General features: G+C 60.2%; 21 protein-coding genes, 1 tRNA gene and 1 other RNA gene. 11 read left to right on the forward strand and 12 right to left on the reverse strand.

Annotated features, from left to right (window positions below; genetic code table 11):
- Positions 1-19: 19 nt before the first annotated feature.
- Entirely contained in the window at positions 20-1,609 is a 1,590-nt protein-coding gene (locus AK829_RS01060) for a hypothetical protein (protein WP_232305759.1), read from the reverse strand.
- Positions 1,610-1,897: 288 nt separating this feature from the next.
- Here AK829_RS01060 and AK829_RS01065 point away from each other — a divergent pair, with 288 nt between their 5' ends.
- On the forward strand, positions 1,898-2,248 hold the full coding sequence (locus AK829_RS01065) for a hypothetical protein (protein WP_052203490.1): 351 nt from the start codon (positions 1,898-1,900) through the stop codon (positions 2,246-2,248).
- Positions 2,241-3,626 (forward strand): NAD-dependent succinate-semialdehyde dehydrogenase, encoded by a 1,386-nt coding sequence (locus AK829_RS01070; protein ID WP_052203491.1) that lies wholly within the window; start codon positions 2,241-2,243, stop codon positions 3,624-3,626. Before AK829_RS01065 ends, AK829_RS01070 begins: the two co-directional genes overlap by 8 nt.
- A 290-nt stretch (positions 3,627-3,916) precedes the next feature.
- Here AK829_RS01070 and AK829_RS01075 read toward each other — a convergent pair whose 3' ends face one another.
- Positions 3,917-4,984, reverse strand: coding sequence for a DUF3800 domain-containing protein (locus tag AK829_RS01075; protein WP_052203493.1), 1,068 nt, complete (start codon positions 4,982-4,984; stop codon positions 3,917-3,919).
- A gap of 107 nt (positions 4,985-5,091) precedes the next feature.
- Here AK829_RS01075 and AK829_RS01080 point away from each other — a divergent pair, with 107 nt between their 5' ends.
- The gene (locus AK829_RS01080) at positions 5,092-5,931 is read left to right on the forward strand and encodes an alpha/beta fold hydrolase (RefSeq protein WP_052203494.1); all 840 of its coding nucleotides are present in this window, start codon (positions 5,092-5,094) and stop codon (positions 5,929-5,931) included.
- Here the strand turns inward: AK829_RS01080 and AK829_RS01085 are convergent.
- Entirely contained in the window at positions 5,918-6,139 is a 222-nt protein-coding gene (locus AK829_RS01085; protein ID WP_052203495.1) for an acyl carrier protein, read from the reverse strand. The two genes, AK829_RS01080 and AK829_RS01085, sit on opposite strands and share 14 nt — an antisense overlap.
- Positions 6,140-6,163: 24 nt before the next feature.
- Between AK829_RS01085 and AK829_RS01090 the strand changes: the two genes are divergently transcribed.
- Positions 6,164-7,072: an alpha/beta fold hydrolase gene (locus tag AK829_RS01090; protein WP_083439882.1), complete on the forward strand. Its 909-nt coding sequence runs from the start codon at positions 6,164-6,166 to the stop codon at positions 7,070-7,072.
- On the opposite strand, the gene aceE is transcribed toward AK829_RS01090, so the two are convergent.
- Positions 7,020-9,809: a pyruvate dehydrogenase (acetyl-transferring), homodimeric type gene (aceE, locus tag AK829_RS01095; RefSeq protein ID WP_052206298.1), complete on the reverse strand. Its 2,790-nt coding sequence runs from the start codon at positions 9,807-9,809 to the stop codon at positions 7,020-7,022. The genes AK829_RS01090 and aceE overlap by 53 nt on opposite strands.
- A gap of 288 nt (positions 9,810-10,097) precedes the next feature.
- On the opposite strand from aceE, the gene AK829_RS01100 reads away from it, so the two are divergent.
- Together AK829_RS01100 and AK829_RS01105 are read left to right on the forward strand one after the other, a co-directional pair.
- Positions 10,098-10,508, forward strand: coding sequence for a DUF3052 domain-containing protein (locus AK829_RS01100; RefSeq protein WP_083278874.1), 411 nt, complete (start codon positions 10,098-10,100; stop codon positions 10,506-10,508).
- 323 nt (positions 10,509-10,831) lie between these two features.
- The gene (locus tag AK829_RS01105; protein WP_083439700.1) at positions 10,832-12,058 is read left to right on the forward strand and encodes an IS1249 family transposase; all 1,227 of its coding nucleotides are present in this window, start codon (positions 10,832-10,834) and stop codon (positions 12,056-12,058) included.
- Between the two features lie 136 nt (positions 12,059-12,194).
- Here AK829_RS01105 and AK829_RS01110 read toward each other — a convergent pair.
- The 7 genes from AK829_RS01110 to AK829_RS01140 form a co-directional block, all read right to left on the reverse strand.
- A tRNA-Val gene (locus tag AK829_RS01110) sits at positions 12,195-12,270 on the reverse strand.
- A gap of 68 nt (positions 12,271-12,338) precedes the next feature.
- Positions 12,339-13,046, reverse strand: coding sequence for a hypothetical protein (locus AK829_RS01115; RefSeq protein ID WP_219619653.1), 708 nt, complete (start codon positions 13,044-13,046; stop codon positions 12,339-12,341).
- Positions 13,047-13,075: 29 nt separating this feature from the next.
- Entirely contained in the window at positions 13,076-13,813 is a 738-nt protein-coding gene (locus tag AK829_RS01120) for a hypothetical protein (protein ID WP_052203497.1), read from the reverse strand.
- Positions 13,814-13,866: 53 nt separating this feature from the next.
- Positions 13,867-14,418 carry a hypothetical protein gene (locus tag AK829_RS01125; RefSeq protein WP_052203499.1) on the reverse strand — a complete coding sequence of 184 codons (552 nt, stop codon included), beginning with the start codon at positions 14,416-14,418 and terminating at the stop codon, positions 13,867-13,869.
- A gap of 19 nt (positions 14,419-14,437) precedes the next feature.
- On the reverse strand, positions 14,438-15,346 hold the full coding sequence (locus tag AK829_RS01130) for an SURF1 family cytochrome oxidase biogenesis protein (RefSeq protein WP_052203500.1): 909 nt from the start codon (positions 15,344-15,346) through the stop codon (positions 14,438-14,440).
- A gap of 5 nt (positions 15,347-15,351) precedes the next feature.
- The gene (locus AK829_RS01135) at positions 15,352-15,825 is read right to left on the reverse strand and encodes a low molecular weight protein-tyrosine-phosphatase (RefSeq protein WP_052203501.1); all 474 of its coding nucleotides are present in this window, start codon (positions 15,823-15,825) and stop codon (positions 15,352-15,354) included.
- A complete protein-coding gene (locus AK829_RS01140; protein ID WP_052203506.1) occupies positions 15,812-16,450 on the reverse strand; it encodes an HAD hydrolase-like protein in 639 nt (212 codons plus the stop codon). Before AK829_RS01140 ends, AK829_RS01135 begins: the two co-directional genes overlap by 14 nt.
- A gap of 36 nt (positions 16,451-16,486) precedes the next feature.
- Between AK829_RS01140 and AK829_RS01145 the strand changes: the two genes are divergently transcribed.
- The 5 genes from AK829_RS01145 to AK829_RS01160 all read left to right on the forward strand — a co-directional run bounded on the left by AK829_RS01145 (position 16,487) and on the right by AK829_RS01160 (position 21,443).
- Positions 16,487-17,638, forward strand: a complete 1,152-nt coding sequence (locus AK829_RS01145; protein ID WP_052203508.1) for a Nif3-like dinuclear metal center hexameric protein — start codon at positions 16,487-16,489, stop codon at positions 17,636-17,638.
- 5 nt (positions 17,639-17,643) lie between these two features.
- Positions 17,644-18,321, forward strand: coding sequence for a zinc ribbon domain-containing protein (locus AK829_RS01150; protein WP_052203510.1), 678 nt, complete (start codon positions 17,644-17,646; stop codon positions 18,319-18,321).
- Positions 18,322-18,323: 2 nt separating this feature from the next.
- Positions 18,324-19,493, forward strand: a complete 1,170-nt coding sequence (locus tag AK829_RS01155) for a bifunctional RNase H/acid phosphatase (RefSeq protein ID WP_052203512.1) — start codon at positions 18,324-18,326, stop codon at positions 19,491-19,493.
- Between the two features lie 135 nt (positions 19,494-19,628).
- An RNA gene (gene rnpB / locus AK829_RS12055) (RNase P RNA component class A) lies at positions 19,629-20,031 on the forward strand.
- A gap of 26 nt (positions 20,032-20,057) precedes the next feature.
- Positions 20,058-21,443, forward strand: a complete 1,386-nt coding sequence (locus tag AK829_RS01160; protein ID WP_052203514.1) for an RNB domain-containing ribonuclease — start codon at positions 20,058-20,060, stop codon at positions 21,441-21,443.
- On the opposite strand, the gene AK829_RS01165 is transcribed toward AK829_RS01160, so the two are convergent.
- A complete protein-coding gene (locus AK829_RS01165; RefSeq protein ID WP_052203516.1) occupies positions 21,440-22,660 on the reverse strand; it encodes a galactokinase family protein in 1,221 nt (406 codons plus the stop codon). The two genes, AK829_RS01160 and AK829_RS01165, sit on opposite strands and share 4 nt — an antisense overlap.
- Between the last annotated feature and the right edge of the window lie 6 nt (positions 22,661-22,666).

Here is a 22,666-nt window from a genome sequence, read left to right on the forward strand (position 1 = left end):
CTGTGCGTGCCTAGCATGCCTAGCCTGCTTTGTTTGCTTCGATGTCTTGTTTGAGATCTTCAAGATCTCTTTCGAGAGTCCGTTGCATTTTCTCGACTCTTTGCAGCGTATCCCGGAACAAAATGCGGCTTCCGAAGTCGAAGCCCCTAAAGAGAGACTTCAACTTCTCTTTGAAAGTTTTCTTCTTCGTTTGAGGCTCGGCGGAGGAAGGCTGCTCGTCATTCTGTGGTTTTTCCACTTCTGCTTCCTTCGCTGGTGTCGGTTTGTTCTTCTGGCTTATGAGTTTCAGGACGTACACAAGGATGAACAATCCGAGCCCGAGGAGTAGTTCCTTCAAAGAGAGGCGGCCCTTGTGTCGGGGTCCTTCCGAGGAAGCACCTTCAGGCTCTGGGGAAGCCTGTGCGGTATTTTTGGTTTCCTGCATTTCCGGTTCCTTTTTTATTGTCAGCTTCGCCTTCAAATCTTTGACTTGTAGATCGTGCACGAGAAGGCGAAGGTATATCGCATTGAATGCAACTGTCAGCGGGATCAGGCCCAAGAACGCTATTACTAGGAGAAATGCTAGAGCGTAGATGACGAGAAAGACGTAAACTATTCGATAATCCCCACTTTTTGGAGAGGATTCAAGAGAAACAATGCGACGCTTGCAATAAAACATCGCGGCCTCGCTGAAGCCAAAAAACGCAGCAAAGACGACCAAGAGGAGAACTGGCTTATTCTCAGAACCAGGCAGAAAAAGCCAATATCCGAAAAGGTAATTTGGGGTCTTGTTGCTAGCAAATTCCACCAAACGCAACACAATAGCCACTGTCAGGCAATAGGTGATGATCGTGGTGACAATTAGGCCGATCCACTCCAGCACTCTTGGGGGAAGTAGCCTGCATCGGGCATATCGGAAATGGTCCAGCGTCTCGGCAACCTCGGCCTGTTTGTACGTCGCGATGACCTCGCGTGTCCAGTCCAGTTGGGACGAGAGAAAAACAAGTTTGCGATCCCGTTGCCGTAGCGTGAATGCCAGGCTGCTTCGAGCGGCAGCGGCAAGACTTATGACAATAACTGTTACTAGGGTGAGCAGGATGATGTTTGGGGTGAGCAGCGTGGAAAACAGCAGTCGCAACTGCATTTCCTCTAGATTGGGGGAAATATCGGATTGAGCAGTTGAGTGGCTGCTGCATTCTGGTGAGAGTTTCGCCCCTAGGACTCTGAGGTACTCCCAAATAAGGTTAGTCAATCCGCCGATAAGAACGGCAAGCGTGGAAAGGAGCTGAATGAACTCTCCCTCGGCCTTTCTGAATCGTTCGAAACGATCAATCTCGATTGCGTAGTACAGCGCAACAACCGCAATCAGCCCCGTAAGCAGTGCCCCAAGGGAGATGGGATTATTGGTCCCGAGGTCATTACACAGAGCTCCAATACGATTTCGGTAAACAAAAAGGGTAAGCGATCCGCTTACTAAAAGGGTTGCGAATATGCACACAAAGGTCAGAAACGATACTCCTAGAAAATCGTTGCGTATTTGCTTCGCCGCCGAGTCATTTCTCTCAGTCGCTGTTTCCACCCTTGCCGACAAACTGGCCCTCCTATAGGTAATGAAAAGATAATAGAACAATAAACGTACTGTTGGGAATAAAGTTTAAAAAGTGCCTCTAAGAGGGAGATGCCCACGGTCTCTAGGTGAAGTTGAGGTTGAGTAAACGGGGGCGTCAAGTGGTGGTTGAGGGTTGCTGGCGGGACGTAAGTGACGCAATATTTCCAGCGAGAAGCAACACGCTTGTAGAGGCCGTTGGGGAAGACGAACCTCTCGTCTCGCGCTAAAAGCACGCACCGCAACCGGTGTGGAAATGCGTACCGGAAACTGGTTCGTTGGCGCGCATAGAAGTATGAAAGGTCCCCAGCCATGACAACCACTTTGTTTGCACCCTTCGAGACGGCCACTCGCGAAACTCGCTCATTGCGGCCGGAGACGGATAGTCCAGTACTGGAATACGTGTTTGAGGTGGAGGGGATGGGGAGGGGGGAGCGTTGGGGCGTCGAGAAGCAAATGCTCCTTTTGCCTGAAGGGGAACCTGGCGAGGTGTGGTTCACGCGCTGGCGGCGCGCGCCCGACGGGACCTACTCCTGCCGCGAGCGAATCGTGGGAACTGCCGAGGAAATCGAGGCCTTTGCGGCGGGCGTGGAGGCGTTGGCCGAGCGTGGGAACTTCGTAGCGAGAGTGACGCAGCGCACGTACGCTTGGGCGTATGTCTAAAGCATATCGAGTACAAAATCCCGCAAACAACAAGGTTGAGGAGACCTTCGGCTACATCACGGACGCCGAGTTAGAAGAAGTGGTGGACACTGCCGTTAGCGCTTTCAAGCAGTGGCGTGAGCTGTCCTACGAGGATCGGGCACCGCTGTTGAAGAAGGCGGCGTCGCTGTTTGATGAGCGCAGGGGTGAGCTGGCGAAGATCATCGCAACGGAGATGGGCAAGTCCGTCAAGGAAGGCGACGGCGAGATCAATGACGTTGTAGAGATCTTCAACTACTACGCCGACCACGGTGCCGAGTTCGGTGCGGACCAGGAGATTCCCACCGACAAGGGCGGCACCGCCGTCATGCGCAAGGTGCCGCTGGGCGTGATCCTGGGCATCATGCCGTGGAACTTCCCGTACTACCAGGTAGCGCGCTTTGCGGCACCGGCGATCATGGCCGGCAACGTGGTGATTGTGAAGCACGCCGAGATCTGCCCGCGCTCCGGCCAGATCATCCAGGACATCTTGGAAGAAGCCGGCCTGCCCAAGGGCGTGTTTACCAACGTGTACGCAAACCACGACCAGGTGGCGGACCTGATTGCAAGCAAGCACATCGCAGGCGTGTCGCTGACCGGTTCTGAGCGCGCCGGGCGCATCATCGGCGCGCAGGCTGGCGAGCACTTGAAGAAGTGCGTGTTGGAGCTCGGCGGCACGGACGCATACGTGGTGCTAGACGCAGCTGACCCGGCCGAGGCCGCGCTGACGGCGTGGAAGAAGCGCATCTCCAACGTTGGCCAGGCCTGCACCTCCAACAAGCGCATGATTGTCATGGACGACATCTACGACGACTTCGTGGCAGAGCTGGTGCGTTTGGCCGGCGAGTATGTCAAGGGTGACCCGCTGAACCCAGGTGCGGCGGGGAAGCGTGAGTGCTACCCGCTTTCGTCTCGCGACGCAGCCGAGACGCTAGTTGAGCAGGTGGGCAAGGCCGTCGACGCCGGCGCAAACCTGCACGTTGGCGGCACCATCGACGGCGAGGGCGCTTACTTCGCCCCAGCCGTGATCACGGATATCCCGGTGGGCTCAGACATCTACTACGAGGAGTTCTTCGGCCCCGTCGCTGCCGTGTACAAGGTGTCTTCTGAAGAGGAGGCCATCGAGGTGGCGAACGACTCCAACTACGGCCTGGGTGGCGCCGTGATGTCGCAGGATGAGGAGCGTGCGAAGAAGGTTGCCGCCAAGATTGATACCGGCATGATCCACGTGAACATCCCGCAGGCCCGCGGCGCTGAGCTGCCGTTTGGTGGCGTGAAGAACTCCGGCCTAGGCCGCGAGCTTGGCCCAGTGGGTATGGACGAGTTTGTGAACTACCAGCGCTTCTTCGTGGCTGACTAGCGGACGGGGGTAGGGTTGCCTTACCCCCTGTTGCTAGGCGGTCAGGTTAGGCTAAGCTAACTCATGGAAGCGGAGTTGGTAGCCCACTTCCAAGCGGAATCAGATTCTCCGTTTCAACTGATTCGGCGGTTAATAAAACAGCGGAAATCCCGCGGTCACCTCCTTCCCAGGTGGCCGCGGGATTTTTCGTTTGCGTGAGGCAGGAGCGGGTTCTGAGTCCCCTCGAGGTCTCATCGTCAACCGAACAACTGTAGACACCGAGAAGCTGGCTCGCATCCCTAGGCCTTAATTCACGTGGCTTCCGGCTGGTAAGGCGTTTGTTTTTCTGCTTCGCTCCGGATTTGCTCTAGTTTTGCATGCAATTCGGGTGTTCCTGCTGAAATGAGGCGCTGGAACATTCCCCTGTTTTTGAGGTCCCTGCGTTCGCGTTGGGACTCTCTGCGTTGTTCGATTTCCCAGAATCGAGTGGTGTTGATGAGTTGTTCAGGAAAACACTTAGAATCCTTAGAGGCAAGGTTTGACCAAATGATGGAGTTTAATGTGGGCTCGGATAGCCTGAACACATCACGTCCCAAGTCGACTGCCCAGGAGAATTCGGAACTCTCCGCAAAGTGGTAATCGGTAAGTCTCCCTAGAAGCGCGCATGTCCAGTCCGCCATTTGGACAGTGTTATATAGGTGGCTTTCAGTTTGGAGGGGGACTTCGATTACGCTGCGATTCTCTTTGTTATTCCGCGAATAGATCGTGGCTGCGAGTGTGGCTACGGCACGCTCCCGGTTGTCTGTGTCGGTGGCATCCATTATGACCATGAGACGCTCTCCTTTATCGGAGGCTAGTTTTCCAAGCCGATTAATAGCTTGGATGAGACAGTGGTTTTCACGATCTTGAGAGGTTTCTTTTGTCTCGCTTACCGGCCCAATGGGTTTCTGCTGACCGTAGAAGAATATTTGGCCATTGAGCTCTCCAAGTTTGCGGTAGATGCGACTGAGAGCTGGAAAAATCTCATCACTGTACTGACTGATGTTCGCAGTCGTCAGGAGAGCCGAACCTTTCTTTTCCCACCGATCGGCGGGAATGTCGGAGTGTTCAATTTCCCAGGCAAGCAGCTTTTCTTTTACGTATTTGAAGTATCCGCCCATACGTCTGACATCGTCTGCTGGCAAGAGGAAACCGGCATAGCCAAAACACGGGTGAGTGTTGTATTTGCGATGGTCGTGACGAATGTAGGGGCCTTGGTGTCCGAACTCATCGAGGTAGGCGATAAGCATGTACTTTCCTTTGAAAAGCTCAGCGGCCAAACCACAAGAAGTGATCCGGCCGCCGGAATTAGCGCGGTACGTGTGTTTCAACGCCGCCACTGTGGTCAAAAGTATAGGGGGAATGGGTAACTCCGGCAACTTTAGAAGTAGAGGATAAGAAGGAGGGAACCTGTATGCGCAGTCTCCAGTGTGGAAAGCTAGCGGGCATGAACGCAGGCATGAACGCAGGCATGAACGCTGGCATGGAAACGCATCGCACCCCACACGGGGACATCCGCTACTGGGTCTCGCGCACTGCAGGAGAAAGCGCCCCCTGGCTGGTGTTTCTGCCAGGCATGCTCACGGATCACCGGCTCTTCGGCGCGCAGCTTGCCCACTTCGCCGGTAAGGCGAACACGTTTGTGTGGGATGGGCCGGCGCATGGGATGTCGCGTCCGTACGAACTCAGCGCGATCAGCGTGGACCGCATCGCCCGCGAGCTGACCACGATCCTGTCCACCGAGAACATCACGCGCCCGGTACTGGTCGGCCAATCCTTCGGCGGCGTCGTCGCGCAGCGCCTCCTACAGCTCGAACCAGCGCTGGCCAGCGGCTTCATCGGCATCGGCACCATGCCACTCACCCGCGAATACTGGAACCCGCTACTCATCGCGGGCCTCAAGCACGTCGGCCCGCTCCTCCACCTTCGCACGTGGGACAAGATTCTTGACGACGCCCCACGCGAAACCTCCCACACCCCCAAAGCCCAAGAACTCACGCGCACGATGCTCAAGGAATACAACAAGAGCGAATACGTGGCGCTTGCGGATGTGACGTTTAAGGCGGTGGCGAGGGGCGTCGGTAAGCAAAAGCCCTGGGAGCTACCCTGTCCGGCTGCACTGGTGGTGGGGGAGTTTGATCGGACCGGCGGGATTGGGGAGATGGGCAAGCGCTGGGCGGCGGACGAGGGCCAGGCGCTGCACGTGATCCCGGAGGCTGCGCACAACACTAACGCCGACAACCCGGCGGCCGTCAACGCGGTGATCGAGCAGTTTATCCAGCGCTAGCGTGCTGCTCGATGTAGCCGGCTAGGTCTTCGAGCGTCTCGCACTGCGCGTAGGCCTCTTCGGTGATGCGAACGCCAAAGCGGTCCTCAATACGCACGGCCAGCTCGATCATGTCAAGGGAGGTCAGCTCCGAGTCGCGAAGCGCAGCGGCGGGGTCCGGGGTGATGTCGAAGTGGTCCTGAATAAGCAGCGAAAGCTCTGAAAGCATGCCTTACATAATAGGGTGGATGCCATGTTAAACCCCGACAGAACAGGTGTGGTTGGCCGCGTGCGCTACTACGACATCGGGCCTGATGCGGGTCCGACGATCCTGTACGTCCACGGGTTTAACATCGCCTCCGAATCGTTCGCGCTGGTAGTGGACCGCCTGCGGCCGCTGGGTGTGCGGCAGGTACTGGTAGACCTTCGCGGCCACGGCGCTTCCGGTCCGTGCCCGCCGGAGCTTTTGAACATTGACGACGCTGCCGATGACTTCATCAACGTCCTCACCCACCTGCAGGTGACGGGGCCGGTGATTGTGGTGGGGCATTCGTTGGGCGGGCCGGTGTCGTTGTCGCTGATGCGCAGGCATCCGGACGCCTTCCATTGGGCGGGTAGCGTGCAGATCTCCTCGGCGGTAGAGCCGTTTACCGTCCACGGCCTGCCGCAGATACTGGCTGGTCCTTTGGGGCGGCTTTTGGAAGACGTTGTGCGCTTTACCCCGCACTTTGCCGAAGGCATGCGCCGCGGAATTACGCGCACGATTGCGCCGGTGCTGGCGATGGGGTTCTACTTCAGGCCGGTGCCGCTAAGCGTGATTCGTCTGCACGCAGACATGATCCAAAACACCCCGCTGAGCACCTACCGCGGCTTCTTTGACGATCTGTTGACGCACTCCGAAGTCGGCGCGGCTGAGGTGCTGGACGGTATGCCGGGCTACATCCTGGTGGGAGATAGGGACCGCGTAACCCCCGTATCGCAGTCCTTCAGGTTGGCGGCAATGTGGCCATCTGCGTACCTGCAGGTACTGCCCGGCTCAGGCCACATGCCGCCGCTCGATGCGCCGGGCGCGGTGGCCGCGGCGATCGAGCGACTACTGGATGTGGTTGCTACTCAGCCGCGTTCTCCGGGCCGGTCTCCTCACCCTTCTGATCCGGCTTAGCCGCGGTCGGATCATCAATCTCGAAGTCCTTCGCAGCCTGCGCTGCCACGGACATGTCGATCTTGTCCTCATTAGCCAGACCCATCAGCGCCGCGACAACCATGGACTCAGCGTCAATGTTGAAGAAGCGACGTGCAGCCTCACGCGTATCGGAGAAGCCAAAGCCGTCCGCACCCAGCACAATGTACTGGCCCGGTACGTACGGGCGGATCTGCTCCTGCAGGTCCGTAGCAAAATCGCTCGTAGCAATGTACGGGCCCTCAGTCTGCTTGAGCTTCTCGGTGACAAACGGCGTACCAACGTCCTCACCCGGGTTAAGCAGCTGCTCCTTGGCCAGACGTGCACCGTCGCGAGCACACTCAACCCAGGAGGTCACCGAGTAGATCGCGGCACCGACGTCGAACTTGTCCTGCAGGATCTCCTGCGCCTTCAGCGCAGCCTGCATGCCAACACCGGACGCCAGCAAGGAGACGCGGTGCTCCTTGGAGGTATCGCCAGCGTCGTAAAGATAGATGCCCTTGTGCAGACCCTCAACATCCAGGTTCTCCGGACGAGCCGGCTGGTGAGTCGGCTGGTTGTACACGGTGATGTAGTACATGACATCCTCACCCGGGTTCGAGCCATACATGCGCTCAATACCCTTGGAGATGATGTACGGCATCTCATACGCAAACGCCGGGTCATAGACAACCATCGCCGGGTTCGTGGACGCCAGAATCGGGGAGTGGCCATCCATGTGCTGCAGACCCTCACCAAACAGCGTGGTGCGGCCAGCAGTTGCGCCAATGATGAAACCACGACCCATCTGGTCACCAGCAGCCCAGAAGTTATCGCCCGTGCGCTGGAAACCAAACATGGAGTAGAAGATGTACATCGGGATCATTGGCTCACCATGGGTGGCATACGACGTAGCCGCTGCGATAAACGACGCCGACGAGCCGTCCTCATTAATGCCCTCATGCAGAATCTGGCCATCCGTTGCCTCACGGTAGGACAGCTGCAGATCATGATCCACCGGCACGTAGTTCTGGCCGTTCGGGTTGTAGATCTTCTGGGTTGGGAACCAAGAGTCCAAACCGAAGGTACGCGCCTCATCCGGGATGATCGGCACCACGCGGCGACCAATCTCCTTATCACGCATCAACGCCTTAAACGTACGCACCAACGCCATAGTGGACGCAACCTGCTGCGAGCCAGAATCCTTGAACATGGCCTTAAAGGACTTCTCAAAGTCCGGCAGCTCAAGCGGAGTGAACTTCTCACGACGCTCCGGCAGGTACCCGCCCAGCTCCTTGCGGCGCTCCTGCAGGTACTTGATCTCATCCGCGTCCTGGCCCGGGTGGTAGTACGGCGGCAGGTACGGATCCTTCTCCAGCTCCTCATCAGAGATCGGAATGCCCTGCTTATCGCGGAACAGCTTCAGATCATCCAACGTCAGCTTCTTCATCTGGTGCGTAGCATTACGGCCCTCAAAGTTGTGACCCAGGCCGTAGCCCTTCACCGTGTGCGCAAGAATCACCGTCGGCTTGCCCTTGGTCTCCAGCGCCTTCTTGTAGGCGGCGTAGACCTTGCGGTAATCATGGCCACCGCGGCGCAGCGCCCAGATCTCCTCATCCGTGAGATCCTCAACCAGCTTCAGCGTGCGCGGGTCACGGCCGAAGAAGTGCTCACGCACATACGCGCCGTCATTGGCCTTAAACGTCTGGTAATCACCATCCGGGGTGGTGTTCATGATGTGAACAAGGGCACCCTCGGTGTCCTTCTCCAACAGCTCATCCCACTCGCGGCCCCACACAACCTTGATCACGTTCCAGCCAGCACCCACGAAGAAGCTCTCCAGCTCCTGGATGATCTGGCCGTTGCCACGCACCGGGCCATCAAGACGTTGCAGGTTGCAGTTGATCACAAAGGTCAAGTTGTCCAAGCCATACAGCGACGCCATCTGGAGGAGGCCGCGGGATTCTGGCTCGTCCATTTCACCGTCGCCAAGAAAAGCCCACACATGCTGCTTGTCCGTATCCTTGATGCCGCGATCCTGCAGGTACTTGTTAAAACGAGCCTGGTAAATCGCATTCATCGGGCCAAGACCCATGGACACCGTCGGGAACTCCCAGAAATCCGGCATGCCATGCGGGTGCGGATACGACGGCAAACCGCCCTGCTCACGCGAATGCTCCTGACGGAAACCGTCCAGATCATCCTCCGTCAGACGACCCTCCATAAACGCACGGGCATACACACCCGGCGACGCGTGACCCTGGAAGAAAATGTGGTCACCGCCCTGCTCCGCATCCTTGCCGCGGAAGAAGTGGTTGAAACCAACCTCATACAGCGCAGCCGCAGACGCGTAACTGGAAATGTGGCCACCCACCTGGATGCCGGGGCGCTGTGCACGGTGCACCATCACCGCAGCATTCCAACGGATCCAACGACGGTAACGCTTCTCAATCTCCTCATCACCCGGGAACTCCGGCTCCAACTTCGTCGGAATCGTGTTCACCAAGTCCGTCGACGACAACGCCGGCAACGGCACACGTCGTGCATTCGCGCGCTCAATCAAGCGCAACATGAGGTAACGGGCGCGCTCCGGATCAGAAGCCTCCAGAAGACCATCGAGGGAATCCATCCACTCCTGCGTCTCTTCCGGATCGGAATCATGGAGGTAGGACGCAACACCGTCCCGAAGCAGGGGGATATTAGTGTCATGCTGGTTGCCGTAAACGTCAGTGTTTTCCACCTTCTCGGCATTAGCAGCGTGATCAGCGTTCTCAGCCACGTGCACTCCTCTTCGTGTTGTAGGTAACGTTCTCCGGCCAAGTCTAGAGTGTTTCAGTCACATCCGACTACGCGTGGGGTGGCGTTAGGGCGGCTGCGTGCTGGATTGTTGGCGGTCGCGGGGGCGCGGCGGGGGCGTGACGGGGGCCTGGCGGGGGTGAAAAGTCATACCTTGTACCAAAGGCTAAAGGTGGAGGGCGGCGCTAAGCTGTATGGGAAGCAAACATTCAAAATAAGGAGGACGCCCACCTTGGTAGCCACCGGGGGAGACAATTACGCCGCACGCCTAGGAGTAACCAAAGGCCAGGTTGTGCAGGAGCTTGGCTGGGATGAAGACGCAGACTCTTCCATCTCCGAAGCGCTCGAAGACGCCATTGGTGAGGCACTGCTCGATGAAGACTCCATCGACCTTTGTGACATGATCTTGCTCTGGCACCGCGCCGAGGACGGGGATCTCGTAGACACCCTGGTAGACGCGATTCGCAATCTTGCCGACGGCGGGCGCATCTGGCTCATGACCCCCGGCGCAGGCAAGCCCGGCGTCATCCCAGCTGGCGAAATCTCCGAATCCGCCCAGCTCGCCGGATTGGCGCAGACCAAGGCGGATCGTTTTGGCCAGTGGCAGGGTTCCCTGTTGACCTCGCCGCACAGCCGCAAGTAAGCGGCGCCTTTTCCGCGTTTGCAGCTACCTACACCCGGCTACCAAGCGAAAAAATGGCAGGTAGCTGCATGTAGGTAGCTGCATTTGGTGTGGCGGGGCGGTCGGACCGTTTGCGGGCGGGGCCCGACCCCCCACGTCAGGGCGCGCAAAAGAAAACCCGGGTTAAGCGACAAAATGTGTGCTTTTTTGGATATGGATTCCCGGTCCTGCCTGGGCCTACGGCGGGAGAGTGCTCGTTGAATCGGGATTCCCGACCATAGACCGGAAGGTCCACCACTTCAGGCGTTGGATGTGCTACGACAGCAAGCTGTTAAACCAGCTGCATGCCAACTCAACACAGGAAGAGAAAACACAACAGGCCCCTATGCCCGGCATGCGAGCACACCGCCACGAAAATGGGCACCACCTCCAGCGGAAAACAGCGATGGCGCTGTACACACTGCGGGCACACCTTCACCAACCCGAACACGGCTAAGACCAGCGCATATCGGTTTGCCATCTTCATCGACTGGATCACCGGCCAGCGTCCCCTCGACGCTGTGGCTGCTGCACACAACGTCTCCAGGCGCACATTGATCCGCTGGTTCACCTACTTCTGGTTCATCATCGTCCCATGCAAACCAGACCCGTACCGCGTCTACGACCAGCTGTTTATTGACGGCACCTACTTCCACAAAAAATGCCTGCTTGTCGCTGCAACCAGCGAACACGTCGTTGCCTGGCACTGGTGCACACGAGAAACCGCCTACGACTACGCCAAACTCTTCGACCTGATCGCCGAACCCCTAGTCGTGACCACAGACGGCTCCGGTGGCGCAAACAAGGCCATCAAACAATGCTGGCCAAACGCCTCCATCCAACGCTGCCTCGTCCACGTACGCCGCGACACCATCAAAGACACCACACGCCAACCAACAATCACCGCGCACAAAGCACTCCTTCGCCTCGGCAACCAGCTAACCCACATCACCACCCGTGACCAGGCAATTACCTGGGTACTTCGCCTCAACCGCTTCCATGACCTCTACGGTGACTGGCTCAAAGACCGCACCTACCGCAACCAAGTCGCCCCAGAAGAGATCCCAAAACGCATCCGCGACAACCAGCAATGGTGGTACACCCACCCCAGAGCCCGCAGAGCCTACCGCCGGTTCGAGCGTCTCTACCAACAAGGCCACCTCTTCGTCTGGCTCAACCCACCAAAACACACCACAACCGAGCTAAAGACCACCACAAACAGCCTGGAAGGCGGCATAAACGCACAACTGAAACACCTTGCCCGAGCCCACCGCGGCACATTTGACGAACACCAACGAATCATCATGGACTGGTGGCTCTACCTGCACACCCAACACCACGATGACCCGCTGGCGCTAGCAATCGAGCAAGACTTCGGCCGCAAAGGCTACGCACACGCCCGCCAGGCACACATGCGTGAACGCGACCAAGCCAACTCACCCGACGGCCGGCCGAAAGTCTACGACACCGGCATCGACACCGACTTCAACCCCTCCTGGGCCATCCGACACGGCTGGGCAGGACGCTCATAACCCCAGCACAGCACCCCGGGCCCGGCCCATTCCAACCCCCGAAAAGCACACATTTTGTCACTTAAATCGACACGCCGAGAAAAGCACACATTTTGTCGCTTAACCCGAAAACCCCCGGCGTTGAAACCGGGGGAAGTGGTGCGCCATGACGGGCTCGAACCGCCGACCTACTGGGTGTAAACCAGTTGCTCTTCCAGCTGAGCTAACGGCGCGCGCTAGGAAAGACTAACAGACGGTATGCGAGAGAACCAAATAGAGGGGGCTTCCTGCAGTCTCTGGGCTAGCGCCGGGGTGACGTGTGGAAGCTGTTGAACATGGACTCGACCTGATGAACGGTCGCGTTTTTGAAATAGGGAACGGGGATTTTCACGCTGCTGCTTCGTGTTGTCCGGTACGGTTTGCCGCGCCAGTAGGAGGTTGTCTCGGTGTTGCCGTAGAGGCGTAGGAAGCAGGCGACGGGCATTGGGTCGTCGTGCTGCCAGAAATGTGTGGCGTCGATACGCAAAATGCGGTGCTCCTGGCGGTGGAATGGGAACCCCCGAGAGCTGTAGGTGAAGGCGTTGTCATGCATTTCAGCGGCCACATCCGTGGCTAGGAGCTTCACTACGAGATACAGCGCTAGGAAGATCAACAGCCCCCCGATGTACGGCATGATGGGACCGCGTCCGGTGTCGGAGCGAAACGCGGTTAAAGACACTATCCCTAAGCCCAGAAGTAGGGGGCCAGCGAACCATGCTCGGATCCATTCGTTGCGGGCTGTCACGGACCATTGATAACCACTGTCGGATACGTGGAGGACTGGCTGTACCGCCTTCAGCGTGTATTTCTTGCCGCTGGAGTTGATCGCGGGGCCGAAGAACGGCGCGATGATGACGTGGACCCCTAGGAAAATAGCGCCCGCTACGCCGAGAACGCCGATGTCCCTGCGCTCACTGATCGCTAGATATACCCCGATGACTGTTGGGACGAGCAGAGACAGCCAGATCAATACCAACTTTATCCAGTGTGATGTACGCATTAGATCTGGGGCGCATTGCAAGCGCGGGTGATGAGGTCTTGTACCTGATGCGGGGTGGCGTTGCGGAGGTAAGGCACAGGCACTTTGACCTCGCTGGCTTTCTCAACACGCGATGGCCTGCCGCGCCAAAACCGCGTTGTAGTTGTGGGGCCTTGTACCCAAAGCTGGCACCCAATTGGGACGGGGTCTGTCACCGCATACAAGCGTGCGTTGTTTATGCGGGATACGTGGTGTTCGAGGACTCGGAAGGGATATTTTCGTACGCGGTACATCAACTCGTCACCGCGGAGCTCCGCAGAGACCTGGTTGGTAATGGCCTTGACCGTAAACCAAGCGATGAACACCAACATCAAGACACCGAAAACCGGCATCACGGCTCCGTGGCCCCCGGTTGTGGGAGCAATGAAAATACTGTAAACGCCAAGGCCGACAAAAATTGGTGCCAGGACCACGGCGCGGAGGATGTCGTTTCGTGGTTTCACCTGCCATCGCATGCCGTGTTCTGAAATCTCCAACTCCGGCTGTAACGCCTTCAGCGTGTACCACTTGCCGCTGGAGTTAAGGGCGGCGATGAGTGGGAATGCAATCCACAGGCACAGTGCAATCACAACCATAGAGCCGATACCGAACCAGCCATACGCACTGCGTTCTTGGTAGGCAATCCAAACGAACACGCAGCTTAAGACAATGGCTAGCAGCCAGAAGAACCCCAGTTTTGCCTGTTGGGCCCACCCCATACGTAATTCCTTCCCCCTAAAGGTGTTCAAGTTAGGGAGAAGCTTAGCGGAAGTTAAGCCTTGGCGAACTCGGTTTCAATCGCGTCTATCAAGGCGTTCACACCTGCTGGGTCGGCGTCGGATGGAAGGAACACGGTGACGTCGCGCCCGTCGGGGGTGGGGAAGGTGGCGGCGGTGGCGTCCATAGGCAACACCGCGGAAATTAGGTCGAGTTCGAAAGCGCGGGTGGCGTCGTCGACGTTGTAGTTGATGTCGGCCACGTCCCAATCGCCGAAACGTACGCGCAAGGAACCGGTTGCGCCACGCGTGCCGGGATCCGGCATGACGGCGATGTCGGAAGCAGTGGTGCCTGCGGCGCGCGCAAGCTGGTGGATAGCGGGGGTGAAGTCCGCAGCACCGGAAAGACCAGCACTGATCACCGTGCCAGCGAGCAGGGGCTCGCCATCCGGGCACGTCAGGCCAGCAAGCGTGGTCAGCGGGAAGCTGCGGAAGCTAGCGGGCTCATCCAACACGGCATCTTCCACGTCATCCGGTTCAACACCAGGCGCAAGCGTCACGCCTGCCTGGGCATACAGGGCCAAAGCATTACGAAGAAGATCAGTCACGCCCCTCATCCTAGGCCCGCTAGCGCTCCTCGTCTCGGTCAGTTGCCCAAGGGTTGCGACGCCCACCGCCATAGCGACTCCGCGCCGGCGCAGGAGCTGGCGCAGAAGCAGCTGTGGGGGCGGGGGTTGGGGAGGGCGTTGTGGCGTCGCTAAGCAAAAGCTCCTCCTGCTCCTCGCGGAAGCGGCGGCGCTCACGCGTCTCGCTGACAATGAAGTAGATCAGGCCGGCCGGGGCGAGCAGGCCGAACGCAATCCACTGCAAGCCGTAGGACAGGTGGTTGCCGGTTTCAAGCTGGGGCAGCGGGATCGGGTTGATCACGCCAGGGGAGCCGCCGAGCAGCTGGATGTATGGGCTGATCGGGTCCGTGCCGGTGAGTTCGCCGATCTGGCCGGGGCTTACCGAATAGACCATCTGGTGGCCTTCGATGATGTTGGGTTCGGTGGGGTGCACGCCTTCGTCTGCAAGCAGCATGCCCGTGATCGTCACCTCGCCGGTCGGGGCGGGCTCGATGGGTGGCACGTGTGAGGCTTCCTTGGCGGGCACCCAGCCGCGGTTGACTAGAACCGTGCGGCCGTCGTTGAGTTCAAATGGCGTGAGCACCTGGAATGCGGCGACGCGATCAACAGAGCGCAGACGCAGCAACACCTCAGCACCCTGGGCGTAATGGCCCGTGGCAACAACGCGGGACCAATCGGCGCCATCGGGAAGCGAACCGTCCGGGTTGACGCGGGTATCAAGCGGCACCGGGTCCTGGTCAAAGGCCTCCACAATGTGCTCATTGCGCTGCTCAAGCCGCTCATTTTTGCCCAGCTGCCAGGGCGCGAGCGTGGTAAACGCGAAGTATGAAAACAGGATGATCAGCACGGCGGACAGTACCCAGCCAGGCGTTAAAAACGTCTTCCACCACGGTTTACCGGTTTGTTTCACAGTGACTACCTTAGTGCGGCGCGCACCCAAGCAATAATGCCGTCCGCCGCGGCCTCAATCTGCTCGCGAGTTACCGCAAATCCCTCCGGGCCGCCGTAGTACGGATCCGCCACGCCTAGGTCATCGGCCTTAGCAGCAGGGTCAAAGGAGCGCAGCAGGCGCACCTTGTCCTCCGGGACGCCGCGCGCCACCAGCTCAGAGACATGGTTGTGGTCCAGTGCAACGATCAGGTCAGCGTCGAACTGCTCGGCGCCGAACTGTTGGGCGCGGTGGGCTTCACCGTTGTATCCGTGGGCGGCAAGCTCTGCAAGCGCGCGGTGATCCGCCTGGTGGCCAACGTGCCAGTTGCCAATGCCGCTGGACGTCACTTGGACAGCGTCCTCGCCGAAACCGGCCTTGGCCAGCTTGTCGCGCACAATCACCTCCGCCATGGGGGAGCGGCAAATGTTGCCCGTGCAGACAAAATCAATGTGCAGCATGTGTCCTCACAATCGCGTCCAATTCTTCGGGCGTGCGCGCCACATGCGTGGCACGCGCCCACTCACCTTCATCACCGTAGCCCCACGTCACCGCAACTGATGACAAACCGAAGTGCGCCGCGCCATCGAAATCATGCATGCGGTCGCCCACCATCAGCGGGTGGACAGGCGAAGCATGCGCAAGGACGTACTCAATCACCTCGATCTTCGTAGCCCGGCCCACCTCATGATTAGCGGCGCCGAGGAAATCCACGTGCTGCATCAGTCCGGCATCCTCCAGCGCAAGGCGGGCAAAGCGCTCGCTCTTGCTCGTCGCCGTACAGATGTGCAGCCCCAGCGCCTTCCACCCCTTGAGCAGCTCGCCCACGCCGGGAAACACCGTGAACTCACGCCAGCCAACAGAAGACATGTAGTCCGAATATGCCTGCATGGCACGCTCAACCTCTGCCGCGCTCAGACCCGCGGCCGCAAAGGAATCACGCATCGGCGGACCCGGAATCTTGCGCAAGAAATCCTCACCCGGCACCTCCAACCCGAGGGCCTCCATGCCCCTGATAAATCCCGCGCGGATGCCGGGGTAAGAGTCGATGAGGGTGCCGTCTACGTCTACAAGAATGCTCGCCACACCAAACCACCATGCCGGATTTGTAGGCTGGGTGCCATGACTGTCACCGTTGCTGATTGCGTACGCGCCCTTGAAACCGCCTACCCGCCGCAGCTTGCAGAAAGCTGGGACAAGGTTGGCCTGATTTGCGGCGACCCCGAAGCCCCTGTGACCAAGGTGGCGTTTGCGCTGGATTGTACGTTGGAGGTGGCGCAACGGGCCGTCGAGAAGCAAGTGCAACTGCTGGTTGTGCACCATCCGCTGCTGCTGCGCGGCGTGCATTCGGTGGCGGCGAACACGCCGAAGGGCAAGGTGATCCACACGCTGCTTCAAGGCGGGGTGGCGCTGTTTGCGGCGCACACGAACGCGGATTCCGCGCGCCCGGGGGTCTCCGACAAGCTGGCTGAGCTGGTTGGTATTGAACCCGGCCGCCCGATTCGCCCCGTGCTGCTAGACGGCATTGACCACTGGGGCATCCACATTCCGTCGGCTGATGTAGACGCGGTGATGGGCCCGCTGTTTGACGCCGGCGCCGGCGAGATTGGGAACTACCGTAAGTGTGCGTTTTCCTTCGAGGGCCAGGGGCAGTTTTTGCCTATCGACGCCGCGTCACCCACTACCGGCACCCCCGGCGAGCTGCACCGCAGCACCGAGACCCGCGTGGAATTCGTCGCCCCGACCCGCCTGCGCCGCACGCTTGTAGACACGTTGCGTGAGGTCCACCCGTACGAGGAACCCGCCTTCGACGTGGTCCAAATGGCCGACACCACCGACCTCTCCCAGGCTACGGGGCTCGGGCGCATCGGCGAGCTGCCGAAGGCCATGACGCTACGAGAGTTCACCCAGCAAGTCGCCGACGCGCTCCCCACCACCGTCTGGGGCGTGCGCGCCGCCGGCGACCCAGACCAGATGGTCAAGCGCGTTGCGGTCTCCTCGGGCTCAGGGGACAGTTTTCTTGACGACGTCACACGCCTCGGCGCCGACGTCTACGTCACCTCAGACCTGCGCCACCACCCAGTCGACGAACACCTGCGCGCCGGCGGCCCCGCAGTCATTGACACCGCCCACTGGGCCAGCGAGTTTCCGTGGACCGAGCAGGCCGCGGGTATCGTGGCAGAGCTAGACGTGGAAACCGTCATCCTGCCGGTACGCACCGACCCGTGGACCGTTTCCGCACACCCCGCCGACAACCCAAACGTGGAGGACTAACACCCATGCACCTGTCGCAGGAACTACAACCCGTGCTGCTCAAGCTGGCCATTGCTGAAGCGGCCGCCACACGCCCGGTCACCCGACCGGAGGTTGCGGAGCTAGAGCGCGCCGGGAAGGACCGCGAGCGCATTGCCGCGGCGTCTTCTGCCGCGCAGATGGCGGTAGATGACATGGAGCTGGAGATCCGCCGTATTCAGGAGGATCAGCGCAAGCTTGAGCGCCGCAAGAACGACAACATTGCCCAGCTTGGTGCGGCAACGGACATTGAGGTGCGTCGTGATCTGCAGCATGACCTGTCCACTACGGAGGCGCGCCTGACGGATCTGCGTTATGAGCTCAAGGAGGCGCACAACGAGATCGCGGCGCTTCGCAACAACCGTGAGGTCCACGGTGCGCAGCTTGATGAGGCCACGCGCAAACTCGAACAAGCCCAACGCGCCGTAGACGCCCTGCCGGAGGAAACGCCGGTAGACACCGGCGCGCTGCGTGCTCAGCTGCCGGCAGACATTCTGGCTGTGTATGACAACGTCGGTGCGGCGTCCTTTAACAGCCGTACCTGCGGCGGCTGCTTCCTGCAGCTGCCGCCCACCGAACGCGCCGAGGTCATGGCCGTTGCTGATGATGAGCTGCCGACCTGCCCCAACTGTGGCACCCTCCTGGTGCGCGTGACGGAGCTCTAGCCATGCGTGTTTCGCTGTTTTGCGACGGCGGCTCCCGCGGCAACCCCGGCATCGCCGGCTCCGGATCCGTCCTCTATAACGAGGACGGCGACACTTTGGCGGAGATCGCCTACGTTGTGGGCGCCAAGTCCACCAACAACGTCGCCGAATACTACGGCCTGCTGCGCGGCCTTGAAGCCGCCCGCGACCTGGGTGCCACGCGCGTGGACGTGTCCATGGACTCCAAACTTGTCGTCGAACAAATGACGGGCCGCTGGAAAATCAAGCATCCCGACATGCAGAAACTGGCCCGCGACGCCCGCGACGTAGCCACATCCTTTGACAAGGTCACCTACACCTGGGTGCCGCGCGCCAAGAACAAGAAGGCCGACGAGCTTTCCAACGTTGCCATGGACGCCGCCGCGAAAGACGGCACGCCGCGCATCCTCGACAGCGGCGTGCCCGCCGCGAAACCCGCCGCCAAGGATTCCGGTTCCGGTTCCGGTTCTGCCGCTTCCGGTTCCGCGAAAGACTCGCGGAACCACGTTGTCGCAAGCCCCGCGCACTGGTCGGGCACGGACGCCCCGCGCACCCGCTTCGTCCTGTTAAGGCATGGGCAGACGGAGCATTCGGCGCAGCGTCGATACTCGGGCTCTTCCGACCCGGAGCTGACAGACATCGGCCGTGAACAGGCGAAACGCGCCGCCGACACGATCGCGGCGATGGGCAAGATCGACGTGATCGTTTCCTCCCCGCAGACCCGCGCCCGCCAGACTGCTGAGTACTGCGCGGACGCGCTCGGCCTGGACGTGGAGATTATGGACGGCTTCCGCGAACTCAACTTCGGCGCCTTCGAAGGCCTGACCCGCGCGGAAGCTATGGAGCGGTATGGGGAAGAGTTTGGGCAGTGGGAGGCGTCGTTTAGCACGAGCCCCCCGGAGGGTGAATCCACGACCGCGCTGCACCGACGCGTCACCCGCGCACGGCTGAAAGTGCAGGAGGCGCACGAGGGTAAGACGGTGCTGGTGGTCACGCACATGACGCCGATTAAGTCCGTGATCCGCCAGGCGCTCGGGGCGAGTGCGGAGACGTTTCGCCATATGTTCCTGGACCTGGCCAGCATTTCCGTGGTGGAGTTCTACGGCGACTTCGGCGTGGTGCGCACCTTCAACGACGTCGCCCACCACCGCTAACCGTCTCCCACGGCAAGTTTGTAGCTACCTACACCCGGCTACCAAGCGAAAAATCGTTGAGTAGCTGCATGTAGGTAGCTGCAAACACCGATTGGGCGCACGCGCAGCCCGCGCACTAGAATGAGCTACCGCGAATGAGTTGGCTGGGTGATCGCGGCGTTGTGAACCGCCCCAAACTTGGGGTAGGCGCAGGTCGAGGAAAGTCCGGACTCCACAGGGCACGGTGGTTGCTAACGGCAACCCGGAGCGATCCGCGGGAAAGTGCAACAGAGAGCAAACCGCCACTGCCGTAAGGCAGGGGTAAGGGTGAAAGGGTGCGGTAAGAGCGCACCGGCGTTTGTGGTGACACAGGCGGCCAGGTAAACCCCACCGGGAGCAAGGCAAGAGCCCCCGCCTTTAAGGCGGAGGTTGTCGGACGTGATGAGGCTGCCCGCCCAGTCCGAAGGTAGCTGCTTGAGGCCGCCCAGCAATGGGTGGTCCAGATGGATGATCGCCGCCCGAAAGGGTACAGAATCCGGCTCATAGGCTGACTCATTCGCCTTTTGTCTGGCATGCTGGCAAAGCATGAAGCTCTATGCCGCGCCGCTGAATTTCCGTGCACTTGCGCAAGAGTTCGATGTGCCCACGGATTTCCCGCAGGAGGTTACGGCAGAGGCGCAGCGCCTGAAGTTTTCGCCTGAGCACAAGCGTATCGACGCCCGCGGCATCCCCCTAGTCACCATCGACCCACCCGGCTCCAAAGATTTGGACCAGGCGCTGTGCATTGAAGCGCGCGGGGATGGCTACCGCGTGTACTACGCCATTGCGGATGTGGCGGCGTTTGTGGAGCCGTCTTCGCTGGTCAAGCAGGAGTCGCTGAGGCGCGGCCAGACGATTTACCTGCCGGATGAGCCGGCCCGCCTGCACCCAGCGCCGCTTTCAGAAGGCAGCGCATCCCTGCTTCCCAATGTTGATCGCCCGGCTGTCTTATGGACGTTTGATCTTGACGCCGTCGGCGAAGTCGAACGTGCCCACGTTGAGCGCGCACTGATTCACTCCGTGGCCAGGTTGGATTACGCGCAGGTGCAGCGCGCGTTTGATGGGGGAGACGTGATGGCGCAGATACGTCTCCTGCCCGAGGTGGGCAGGTTGAGGCAGCAGTCTTCTTTTAGGCGTCAAGCGGTCAACCTTCGACTGCCGGCGGTGCGCGTGGTGGAAAACCCGGACGGCACTTTTGAGCTGGTCATTGAACCCAGGTACGCCGCGATGGACTACAACTCTGAAATCTCCCTGCTCACCGGCATGGTGGCTGGGCGCATGATGGTGGACGCAGGCGTGGGGTTCCTGCGTACACTCAAGCCCGCGTCCAAGGAAGCAGAAGCGGAGTTTCGTTCGGAGGCGCACAACCTTGGCTTTCAGGTGGAGGGGGAGATCGGCGCGTTTTTGGCCAGCGTTGATGCAGACACCCCGCGCGGTGCGGCCGTGATGCGCGAGGCGCAGAAGCTGCTGCGTTCCTCGGGCTACGTGGACTTGTCCCAAGGTGAGCCCGAGGTACATGCGGGCATTGGCGGGTATTACTCGCATGTCACCGCACCCTTGCGCAGGCTGATAGACCGCTACGCAACCGAAGTGTGCCTGGCCATCTGCGGCGGCTACGAGATCCCGAGCTGGGTTACCGATGACGCCGAGGTGGTCCTGCAAACCATGTCGCGGACCTCCCAACTGGCCAACACCGTGGATAAGGCGGCGCTGAACCTGACGGAGGCGACCGTGCTCAAACCCTGGGTGGGGCACAATTTTGAGGGCGTGGTGCTGCAACACCGGCCGCAGCGTGCACGTATTTTTGTGACGCAGCCGCCGTTGCTTGCGCCTTCCATAGGCGGGCCGGCCGAAGGCACCCAAAGCGTGTTTTCCCTGATCCGCGCGGACCCTCAAGCACGCGAGGTGGAATTCGCTTGGCCTGCTGACTAGGCGTTATCCACCTGGTCTTCCAGCCGCGCTGCCTCGCCGGGGCGGATCTCCAACACGTGGAAGTCCTTGGCAAAGACCTTGGCAAACTCGTCAGCTTCCTGCACCGGCACGAACGCGATGACGGCCTGCGAGGTACCCGCCGCCGCTGGACGTGCCGCAGTCGCCCCGCGCTGCAGCGCAAGCTTTACCAGTGCGTCCGGTGTTTCCAAGTCGTGTGCCTCAGTGGGCGAGTTCAGCAGGGTAAACAACTCATTGCCACGCCGCGAGCGCAGCGCCTTGGCCGCCGCCAGGCTGCGCAGCGTCTCCGTCTCACAAAACTGCACCCAGCGCCGCGCGGTTTGCGGCTCCGGCGCCGTCTCATCGCCCGCGTCGCGCCGCGCCTCCACCCACTCAACCACCCGGTCTACGTTGTCGGGCAGTTCGCGTAACGACGCCACGCCAAAGTTACCCACCGCATCATCAATAAACCCACGCCACGTGGCAATGCGTTCCTTCTGCTCGCCGTACGGCTGGCCCCACGCTTTCGCGATAGAAAAGATGCGTACCCCCAACTTGCCCGGGTGCGGGGCGGGTGCGACCGAACCGTCGGCGTAATCCACCACCGTGACCTGCTCCGGCGTGCCGCGAAGCGCCACCGTGTGACGCGCGCGCAACACCGCAAGCGAGGAATACGTACCAACCGCGTGGGAACAGACCTCCGCCAGGCGCGTGCGCATCGGCGGATCGTTGACCTCCGCGTTGCCGCCGGCAAGCGCCAGCGCAATCGCCGCGTCCCCCGCATACAACGCGCCAAGACCAGCACCAACCGGGATCTCGGAGACCACCGTGATGTCCAACCCGGCCGTGTCGCGCGACAGCACTTGGCGGGTAATCATCGTCTGCACCAAACCAACCACACGCCGCATCAGCGGATCTTCAATCGCGTCTTCTGCAAGCTGCGCAAGCGTCGCCTCACCCGTCGCCACAGGCGAGTGGGGGCTTTCGGCGTGCAGCGTAATCAGGTCGTCCTCACGCGGGCTGACCGCAGCCGCCGCCCGCAGATCCCCCAAACCAACAACGGTCACGCCCCCGAAGTGATCCACGTTCTCACCGATCAACACCCAGGTTGCCGGTGCCGTAGCCACATGCGCAGGCTGGGCTCCCGTGCGCTGCGTGTGTAGTGCGCGAACTTTCTCTGCCGCCTTTGTCGCCTTTGCCGCCTCTGTCAGCTTTGCCATGCGGCC

This window comes from Corynebacterium riegelii, from assembly GCF_001263755.1.
Lineage (GTDB): Bacteria > Actinomycetota > Actinomycetes > Mycobacteriales > Mycobacteriaceae > Corynebacterium > Corynebacterium riegelii.

Coding starts and splice junctions, on each gene's coding strand:
- AK829_RS01065 (WP_052203490.1), top strand. CDS start 1,898: ATGACAACCACTTTGTTTGCACCCTTCGAGACGGCCACTCGCGAAACT.
- AK829_RS01070 (WP_052203491.1), top strand. CDS start 2,241: ATGTCTAAAGCATATCGAGTACAAAATCCCGCAAACAACAAGGTTGAG.
- AK829_RS01080 (WP_052203494.1), top strand. CDS start 5,092: ATGAACGCAGGCATGAACGCAGGCATGAACGCTGGCATGGAAACGCAT.
- AK829_RS01085 (WP_052203495.1), bottom strand. CDS start 6,139: ATGCTTTCAGAGCTTTCGCTGCTTATTCAGGACCACTTCGACATCACC.
- AK829_RS01090 (WP_083439882.1), top strand. CDS start 6,164: ATGTTAAACCCCGACAGAACAGGTGTGGTTGGCCGCGTGCGCTACTAC.
- AK829_RS01105 (WP_083439700.1), top strand. CDS start 10,832: ATGCCAACTCAACACAGGAAGAGAAAACACAACAGGCCCCTATGCCCG.
- AK829_RS01120 (WP_052203497.1), bottom strand. CDS start 13,813: ATGGGGTGGGCCCAACAGGCAAAACTGGGGTTCTTCTGGCTGCTAGCC.
- AK829_RS01135 (WP_052203501.1), bottom strand. CDS start 15,825: ATGCTGCACATTGATTTTGTCTGCACGGGCAACATTTGCCGCTCCCCC.
- AK829_RS01145 (WP_052203508.1), top strand. CDS start 16,487: ATGACTGTCACCGTTGCTGATTGCGTACGCGCCCTTGAAACCGCCTAC.
- AK829_RS01150 (WP_052203510.1), top strand. CDS start 17,644: ATGCACCTGTCGCAGGAACTACAACCCGTGCTGCTCAAGCTGGCCATT.
- AK829_RS01155 (WP_052203512.1), top strand. CDS start 18,324: ATGCGTGTTTCGCTGTTTTGCGACGGCGGCTCCCGCGGCAACCCCGGC.
- AK829_RS01160 (WP_052203514.1), top strand. CDS start 20,058: ATGAAGCTCTATGCCGCGCCGCTGAATTTCCGTGCACTTGCGCAAGAG.
- AK829_RS01165 (WP_052203516.1), bottom strand. CDS start 22,660: ATGGCAAAGCTGACAGAGGCGGCAAAGGCGACAAAGGCGGCAGAGAAA.